General features: G+C 32.7%; 8 protein-coding genes. All 8 read right to left on the bottom strand.

What is annotated here, in order from left to right:
- Positions 1 to 580 (bottom strand): response regulator (locus tag HRT72_09910; protein ID NQY68021.1); only part of this gene is annotated, 580 nt, incomplete at its 3' end.
- 46 nt (positions 581 to 626) lie between these two features.
- A complete protein-coding gene (locus HRT72_09905; protein NQY68020.1) occupies positions 627 to 1178 on the bottom strand; it encodes a heme NO-binding domain-containing protein in 552 nt (183 codons plus the stop codon).
- A 4-nt stretch (positions 1179 to 1182) separates the two neighbouring features.
- Positions 1183 to 1554, bottom strand: a complete 372-nt coding sequence (locus tag HRT72_09900; GenBank protein ID NQY68019.1) for a response regulator — start codon at positions 1552 to 1554, stop codon at positions 1183 to 1185.
- A gap of 23 nt (positions 1555 to 1577) precedes the next feature.
- Positions 1578 to 3233 carry a hypothetical protein gene (locus HRT72_09895; GenBank protein NQY68018.1) on the bottom strand — a complete coding sequence of 552 codons (1656 nt, stop codon included), beginning with the start codon at positions 3231 to 3233 and terminating at the stop codon, positions 1578 to 1580.
- A gap of 2 nt (positions 3234 to 3235) precedes the next feature.
- Entirely contained in the window at positions 3236 to 5545 is a 2310-nt protein-coding gene (locus tag HRT72_09890) for a response regulator (GenBank protein ID NQY68017.1), read from the bottom strand.
- 6 nt (positions 5546 to 5551) lie between these two features.
- Positions 5552 to 6058 (bottom strand): response regulator, encoded by a 507-nt coding sequence (locus tag HRT72_09885; protein NQY68016.1) that lies wholly within the window; start codon positions 6056 to 6058, stop codon positions 5552 to 5554.
- A 168-nt stretch (positions 6059 to 6226) separates the two neighbouring features.
- Positions 6227 to 7405, bottom strand: a complete 1179-nt coding sequence (locus tag HRT72_09880; GenBank protein NQY68015.1) for a glycosyltransferase family 2 protein — start codon at positions 7403 to 7405, stop codon at positions 6227 to 6229.
- 11 nt (positions 7406 to 7416) lie between these two features.
- Entirely contained in the window at positions 7417 to 8301 is an 885-nt protein-coding gene (locus HRT72_09875; GenBank protein ID NQY68014.1) for a glycosyltransferase, read from the bottom strand.
- Between the last annotated feature and the right edge of the window lie 170 nt (positions 8302 to 8471).

Genomic DNA, 8471 nt, shown 5'->3' with positions numbered 1-8471 from the left:
TTGGCATCTGTAAATCCATTATTATTAAATCATACTTATGAATTTCAAACAGACCAAGAGCCTCTTCTCCACTTTCGACTGAGTCGCTATTTGAACTTAGGGCAACTAAATAATGTCGTAATACCCGATTGCTTATTTCGTCGTCATCTATCAATAAAACATTATATCTCTTGATAGAGGGTTTTACATTCAATGTAACGAGATCAACAGCTTGCATCACCTTTTTTACCGTTAAGTTTTTTAGCAGATACAAACTCACTCCATAACGGGATGTATTATTAATATCAAAATTCAACTCTGATGAGCTCAGTACTACAATCTCCGAACAATTTCCGAATGGAATTTGTTCTCTAATCAACCGCAAGAAATCAATGCCACCCATAACTGGCATATTCAAGTCTAGAAATATCAAGTCTGGTTGTGATTTATTATTTGAGGTTCTTTCAACTAAGGCTGAAAGTGCTGCGGATCCGTCTCTATACCTGGTTATTTCTTTAGTAACATTCATTTTCCCCAACAAACGATGGCTAAGGAAAAAGGATGAATCATCATCCTCTATTATAACTATTTCTTTGAGCATAACTTATTTACGGGTACAAAACATTTAAGTTCAAATCCAACCAGGTTTATTGCCAAGTAATTTTGAAAGTTGTGCAATATCCTTCCTTATCCATGACATGACTTAACTCCTCTATTTCGACACCTTTCTGTTCAAAGCGTTCTGCCAAGCCTTTTATCAAACCAACCACCATAGGATTCAAACCTGCCCTTTTTGAGGAGTAGATTAATTCTAATAAGTTATTTTCTTTATTTTTCACTTCAAACTTCGGGGGAATTAGGCCAGGCATGATTTTTCCAACTCGAGCGTGCAACGAATTTAAGTTCTCAATAAATTCAACAAATGTACTCCCAGCTTTATCCAGCATTTCACCATAACCTTGCTCTGCAGTATACAAAACCCAATATGTACCAAATGCTTCTAATAGGTCTGCTCCTGCTACTCCTGTTACTTCACTTGCAACTTCAACCATTTTATAAGTAATGGCATCATCATATTGTTTCATTGCTAAAAAAACGTCATCTTCAACTCCTGATTTACGCTTAATTTCTTTCCATTTATCTTCACCAAACTCAGCCGTAACAAGGCCTTGAATAGCATGATTTACAAGTCCATACATATATTTAATTATTTACATTATTAATAATTCTAATTAATTTTTCAACATTAATCGGCTTACTCAAGCACGATACAACTCCTTTGCTCTTACACTTTGCTTCTTCACATTCATTCATGTTTGCCGATAATGCAATGATTGGAATATTCTTTCCAAAATCACTTTCTTGAAGTCTATCCATTAAATCGTACCCATCCATTTCAGGCATCATTAGATCCGTTAGAATAACATCAATATTGTTATTCTCTTCAAATAGCTCTAAAACATCCTTTGCGTTTCTCTTTGAAATCACTTCAGCACCCTCTAACACCAATACATTCTCAAGAAGAAATAAATTGAATTCTTCATCATCAACTATGACTATTTTTTTTCCTAACATACCATATTTCATATTTATCAATATTACGATATAGGCAAAACCAAAGAGAACAAACTCCCCTTACCCAATTCACTTTTAACTATTATTTCACCACCGAGAGCAATACTCATGTTTTTACAAATTGCTAAACCTAAACCTACTCCTCCATACTTTCTTTTTGACGAACCATCTAGTTGTTCAAATTGATTAAAAATCTGGTCTAGATGTTTTCTGCTGATTCCAATTCCGAAATCTTGAATGCTAATAACCACTCTATCACTATTTGACCGATGTACAACATTGTGAATCCCTTCTAATATATTAGTATTGTATACTTCAATATTCAAAATCACATCTCCGCCAGGCTCACTAAACTTTCTTGCATTCGATAACAAGCAATTAATTATCTGAGTAACTTTTGCTTCATCACTTACAAAGTGTTTCCCTCTACTTTCATTACACTCAATAATAAGTTTCATACCGGCCTTTTCAAAATCAGTTATGTGCTCTTTCCTAAGAACATTCAACAATTCCTCAATTAATATTTCATCTTTCTTAACTTTAATTTTACCTGCATCAAGTTTAGCCAACATCAGTACATCTTCTATTAACTTAAGTAGATTTTCACCTGACTTTTCGATTCTAGTTGCAAACTCGATATCTTCTTTACTTAATCTTTTCATGCTATTTTTTCGAAGAAGTTGAGAAAGAATGAGGATACTATTAAGAGGTGTTTTAAATTCGTGAGACATATTTGCCAAAAATTCATTTTTGTATTTATCAGCTCTCATTAATGCCTTTACATTTCTTTTTATTCTATTTTCAGACTTCTCCATCTCCAAATTTTTCTTCCGTAATTCGACAGTTCGCCTAGTGAGTCGCTCATTAATAAATTGTAATTCTTCTTGAGATTTTCTAAACAAGGTAATTGCAGCTTCCAGCGTTTCATTCTGCTCCTCCAAATCACTCTTTTTTTCTCGAATCATTCTCACTTGATAATTCGTGTAAACTTCTTTTATCGACAACTGATATAGTCTAATATTTGATTCTCGAATTGAATATGACAGAAATAAAAGACCAAGGGTAGATCCTATAAACAGTGCTATCCAGTCAAAAGCATATGTGATAATACCTAACCCACCAAATCCCCATTTAATTTTTACTACAAAAACTACAATCAGTACAAAATAAGAAACTAACAAGGCCTTCATATCTCTAAAAAGAGATATTGCTGCGAAAGACCCAAGCATGTAAATGGGAAGGATATAATTACCTTCTATTTGACTAGAAATTAATACGACCGTTAATATTTGCGCTATACAAATGACATGAATTTTATTCGTGATGTTAACGTTATTAAATATTAGAAAGATTGAAAGAGTCAAAACAACTACTCCAATACTTAATAAGATTTGAAAAGAAGAATAAGTGCCAAACCACAAATGCAAAACTTGCGAATTAGAATAATAAGATCTTATTATTATAAAGAACCATTGAATTACAAGTCCACCAATAGCGTACTTACTAACCTTTTCTTGAAAACCAGAAATGGAATCATTAAATTTTTTTCTTGTCTTTTTTTCAATTTGTTTTTTACTATTCCGATCAGTAATACTGATAGAATTAATTGAATTTGAATTATTCAAATAGCCCCTTACGCTATCTACAAGATTATTATATTTTAAAAGAGCTTCAATCATTCTTACACTTTAGAATTTTCCAGATTATCAAACCAAAGAATTTCATCTTGCAGCTCTTTAAAAGCATATTCTACAACATCATTTAATTCTTCCACTTGCTCAGTTATAAAATTTATTTCTCTTTCCTCTTTATCACATTCCTCAAGGAAGAGTACTATGCTATCTAATTCTTCATTTCCAAATGAAGACATAGCTGGTTTCATTCGATGAGCAACTTGAGCAACTTTTGCCAAATTATCGTCTGCCATATAATTGTTAATTTCTTCTAAATTAGATGGAGTTACTTCTTCTAGTTTTTTTAACATTTTAAGAAATACTGGAGTGTTATCTCTTGTCATCATTCTTAACTTTTTAAAATTCACATAAGAGTGCTTTTTTCGTTCCATATTCTTTGGGTTTAATTCTATACTATTTACTTCGCTTTCAAGTACATTATTATTTCCTCTAAGCAGCCTTGCCATTTTATTAAATAAGATATCATGGTCGAACGGTTTCGATATATAATCGTCCATCCCTGCTTCTTTGCATTCTTTATCTATACCGATAAAAGCATTTGCAGTTAGGGCAATAATTGGAATATTTCCTAATTGCTCTTTCATCTCATTTCGAATTATATAAGTTGCCTCAACCCCATCCATTACAGGCATTTGCATATCCATTAAAACCAAATCAATCTTTTCAGATTTTAATGTTTCCAGAGCTTCTTTTCCATTATCCGCAGTGTGAATAATCACCTCAAAGGCCTTTAACACTTCTGTGGCTAATATCTTATTGTATTCATTGTCTTCGACTACTAGGATACTTTTACCTATCAATAAATTAGTTTCTTTAACAACCTCCAAATTCATATTTTGATCCAAATCCATTTCATTTCCAATCCTATATGACAATTCAAAAGAAAAAGTAGAACCTACATTTTCTACACTGCTCGCATATATTTTACCCCCTTGCAACTCAACTAAGTTTTTACTTATAGATAGACCAAGACCGGTTCCTCCAAACAACCGAAACGTTTTAGAATCAGCTTGTTTAAAGCTTCTAAATATATTTTCCAAATTTTCTGGTGATATACCACAACCTGTATCCTCAATTTCAAACTTAACCGAAACCATTCCCTTACTCTTTTCAATAATTTCTCCAATAATCTTAACTCCACCATTAGAGGTGAATTTAATTGCATTACTTACCAGATTAAGTAAGATCTGTTGAAGTCTAATAGGATCGCCAAGCAAGATTAATTCCTTCAGCTCATCTTGAATCTCACTCTCTAGAATAACACCCTGCTCATTAGCTTTTACTTCAAGGGAAGCACATACCGTATCAATAGCAATTGAACCTTTGAATCCTATATTTTCGAAAGACATTTCTCCTGATTCCATTTTAGAGAAATCCAAAATGTCATTTATTATTACTAGCAAATTTGCTGAGGATATACTAATTATATCCAGATAGGACCTTTCTTTGTCTGTTAAGATCGCCTCATTTAGAAGTTTAGACATTCCAATTATTGCATTCATCGGCGTTCTAATTTCATGACTCATGTTTGCAAAAAACCTGTCTTTCGATTTCACGGAATTAATTGCAATTTCCTTAGCAGTTATTAATTCCGAATTTCGAGTTTCAATAACTTTGAGCATATTATTATACGCCTCTATGAGTGTTCCTATCTCATCAGTTCTGTCTTCTTTTATCCTAATACTATAGTCATTCTTTGCAGATATCTTAGCTGTTTCTCCAGCTAAATGAAGTAAAGGGTCAGATATTACTTTTCTAAGTCGAGTCGAAATAAGAAATGTAAGGAACAGAGAAATTAAAAATATAGCGGTAGCCATTTTTATATAATCATAAACCTTCTCGTAATAAACCCTTAAATCGGATCGTATATGAACCAATCCAACTATTTCTTGATCAAAATTTACATCGTGATACAAATCGATATAATTATTACTCTTTATTAATCCAACAGTTCTATTTTCAAAGTTTACAAATTCGTTTCCTCGAATCATATAACTATCTCGTTGATAAAGAGCTATTTGTTTACCTGTATTATTGATTATTTGAGCAAAGACAATGTCTTCAGTTGCCTGTAAACTTTTTATAGACATTTTTGCCGCAATCTTATCTTCAAATAAGATTGCAGCACTGTTGTTTTCACCTATAATTTGAGCTGTTATCTCAAGCTGATTTTTAATTTGTTCCTCATACTTCCAAATATCATAACTCACATAGAGAATTAAGGCAAACAGTAATGTGAGAGCTGATGTGGTCATAAAAAGCACCACGATTTTTCCATTTATCGATAAATTCCTCACGCTCTATTATCTATTTACCATTTCTAATATAAAATCATGTGCCATAACGGTTACAAAAACAGTGATAGCAACTAACATTGCAAAGGCCCATCCTTTACTTTTTTCCCAAACTTTTGAATCATTCCTACTTGCTCTATCAATCCGTAGATTAGTAATTGTAAAAATTAATCTATGCATTGCAGATTCATTTTTTATAACATAATCATACGCTCCATGCTTTAATGCATTCCGTGCTACTTGTGGATCGTCTTGACCAGTTAAAAAAATTACATCTGTATTAATTTTCAGATTCCTTATCCCCTTTAACGTCTCGATTCCATTCAATCCACCCTCCATCTCATGATCTAATAGAACAATATCCGTATCGCTATCTATGTTGTCGACACACTCTTGCCCTGAATGATATATTTCCAAATCACAATAATTTTTTTCCTCAAGATTTTCTTTAACCAGTTCTGTGAAAAACGGATCGTCATCAACGATTACTATTTTAGTTGTTTTATATGATTTCATATAATTTAGATTTAGTTAAACAATTCGATCATCTTTATTATTTCATGATCGTATATATAGATTTACGCAAATACTTCTAAGGTGTTTCTTGTATTAGATGAACGGTAAGAAGTTATATGTGAAATACAAAATCCCCGCTATGCAATTCGGAATTACAGTATATAAATATTAAATAGTAATTCGTTTTGCTTTATCCCAAACCGCCATCTGATCCCCTTTAATTAGCCGATAGAAGCCAAGAAACACACACATATTCATAAACAGAAAATAAAACGGAATAAATAACATCTTCACCTTTTTTCCTTTACTATCTAAAAACCAACCTATAAATGCCAATGAGTAAAACAAGATCTGTCCATAAAACATTGCAGTATAGAGCGTACCTAAAGGTTCTATTAAAATGAAGTTTATTGGAATAAGAGCAATTAAACAAATTGGAGTTATAGTCCATCTTAGAACTCTATGAGAGATATATTGAAAACTCACAACTCCGTATCGAAAAACATTTAATAAAGCAGACAATCTTATAATACTTTGAATACCTCCAGCACTTATCCGAATCTTCCTCTTCATTTCCTCTCTAACAGATGGTGAAGCGAACTCACTTGCATATGCCTCCGGCTCATATGCTATCGTATATCCAGCCCTAACTATTTCCATAGAAATGATAAAATCATCCAAGATTGTATCCATCCTTACAGGTTTAAACAACTCTTTTCTAATTGCAAATAACTCACCGGCTGCGCCTACCGCAGAATACAATTTTGCATCTAGTTTTTTTAAAAACGACTCGTATTTCCAATAAAACCCCTCACCTTCCGAACTGGCTCCTGTAAACATTTCCTTTTTTATTCTTTTCTCCCCTGAAACGCAACCCACTTTATCCATTTTAAAATGTTTTACAATTTCTTTTACGGCTCCTGTATTTAGAGTTGTGTTGGCATCAGAGAATATAACTATTGGGTTTTTTACAAATTGCATTCCTCTGTTGATAGCACCTATCTTCCCTAATCGCATACTTTCATGTTCAACATTTACTTCAGGTATTGCTTTCAGATATTTTTCAGATCCATCATTAGAACCGTCGGTAATAAAAAGAATCTGTATTTTTTCCTTTGGGTAATCTAACGACAAGGTGTTAGCCAATTTTTCTTTTAAACAAGGCATCTCGTTATAAGCGGCGATAAAAATTGTCACTTCAGGTTCATAATCCTTCTGATCAATTTGAATATCATCCCAGACGAGTTCTTTGAACCGAACGATAATAAATAAGACAATTCCATACCCTATGTAGGTATAAAAAACAATTAATAACAATAACCAAAAAATCATTTCACTTACATTCATATATCCTCTTTTTAAAAATTAATCTTTGCTACAGACTCCCATATCTCATTTACACTTTTTGCCCAAGTATGAGTTTGAGCAAATTCAATTCTCTTTTTCTTTGCTAATTCAGATAGATCCACAAGGGCTTTATCAATACCAATTAAAAACTCCACGTTTGTCTTAGCAAGAAAACAATGATCCTTAAATACTTCCATGGTCGGAGTATAAGTTGCAACAATAGGATTTCCAGATGCCAAATACTCATCAATCTTTCTTGGATAATTTCCTTTAGTAAGATCATTAACAATTTGAGGGTTAATACAAACATCAAAATGGGAAACATAACTAGGCAGAGATTCTGGACTTTTTTTACCGACGAATACCACGTTAGATAAAGAATGCAAATCACTTTCCTTAAAACAAGTTTCTTCAGGACCTACTAACATTACAGTACAATCAGGACGTTTGGTCGCAATTTCGATTAGAAGGTCTATATCCAATCGCCTAGACGTTAACAAACCTACGTAGCCAATTACAGATCCTTTTATTTTGCTAAATTCAATGGGCCTTTCCGAAACGATATTTTCAACCAGATAATCTTCACTTTCACATCCCTGCCCAACATAAAAACTGTTTGAATTATTGTTTAATGCGAGATTGACTAAATGCATCGAATTTGCAACAACCAAATCGGCACTTTCCATTATTTCTGGTTCCAAGGAAGTACCATGCTTCGACCAATACGAGACTGTCATTAAGTTATCTCTCGTGTAATAAATAAAAAGAGAAGGATTAATAAATTCATTTAAATGCCTACTTCGATACATATCACTATCCGTGAAAAGAAGTAGGTTGCGATATCCAAGTTTTTCAATTGCACAGTTAATAGAATTAGCATATCTAGAGCTGTTCATTTTATTTATTTTTCGAAACAAATATGTTGGCAACCATGTCGCGGATTCTAACAAAATCGTTGGAGTAAATACCAATAGATTTTCATTAATTTGTTCAAATGGAGAGAGTACTCCATTGAGTATCGCACTTCGTTTTTTAGTTTCTGAAATTTTTGATTTTTTCAAAATGG

Source organism: Flavobacteriales bacterium (assembly GCA_013214975.1).
Lineage (GTDB): Bacteria > Bacteroidota > Bacteroidia > DT-38 > DT-38 > DT-38.
The sequence above is the reverse complement of the archived record's forward strand: the minus strand, read 5'-3'. Positions and strand labels throughout refer to the sequence as shown.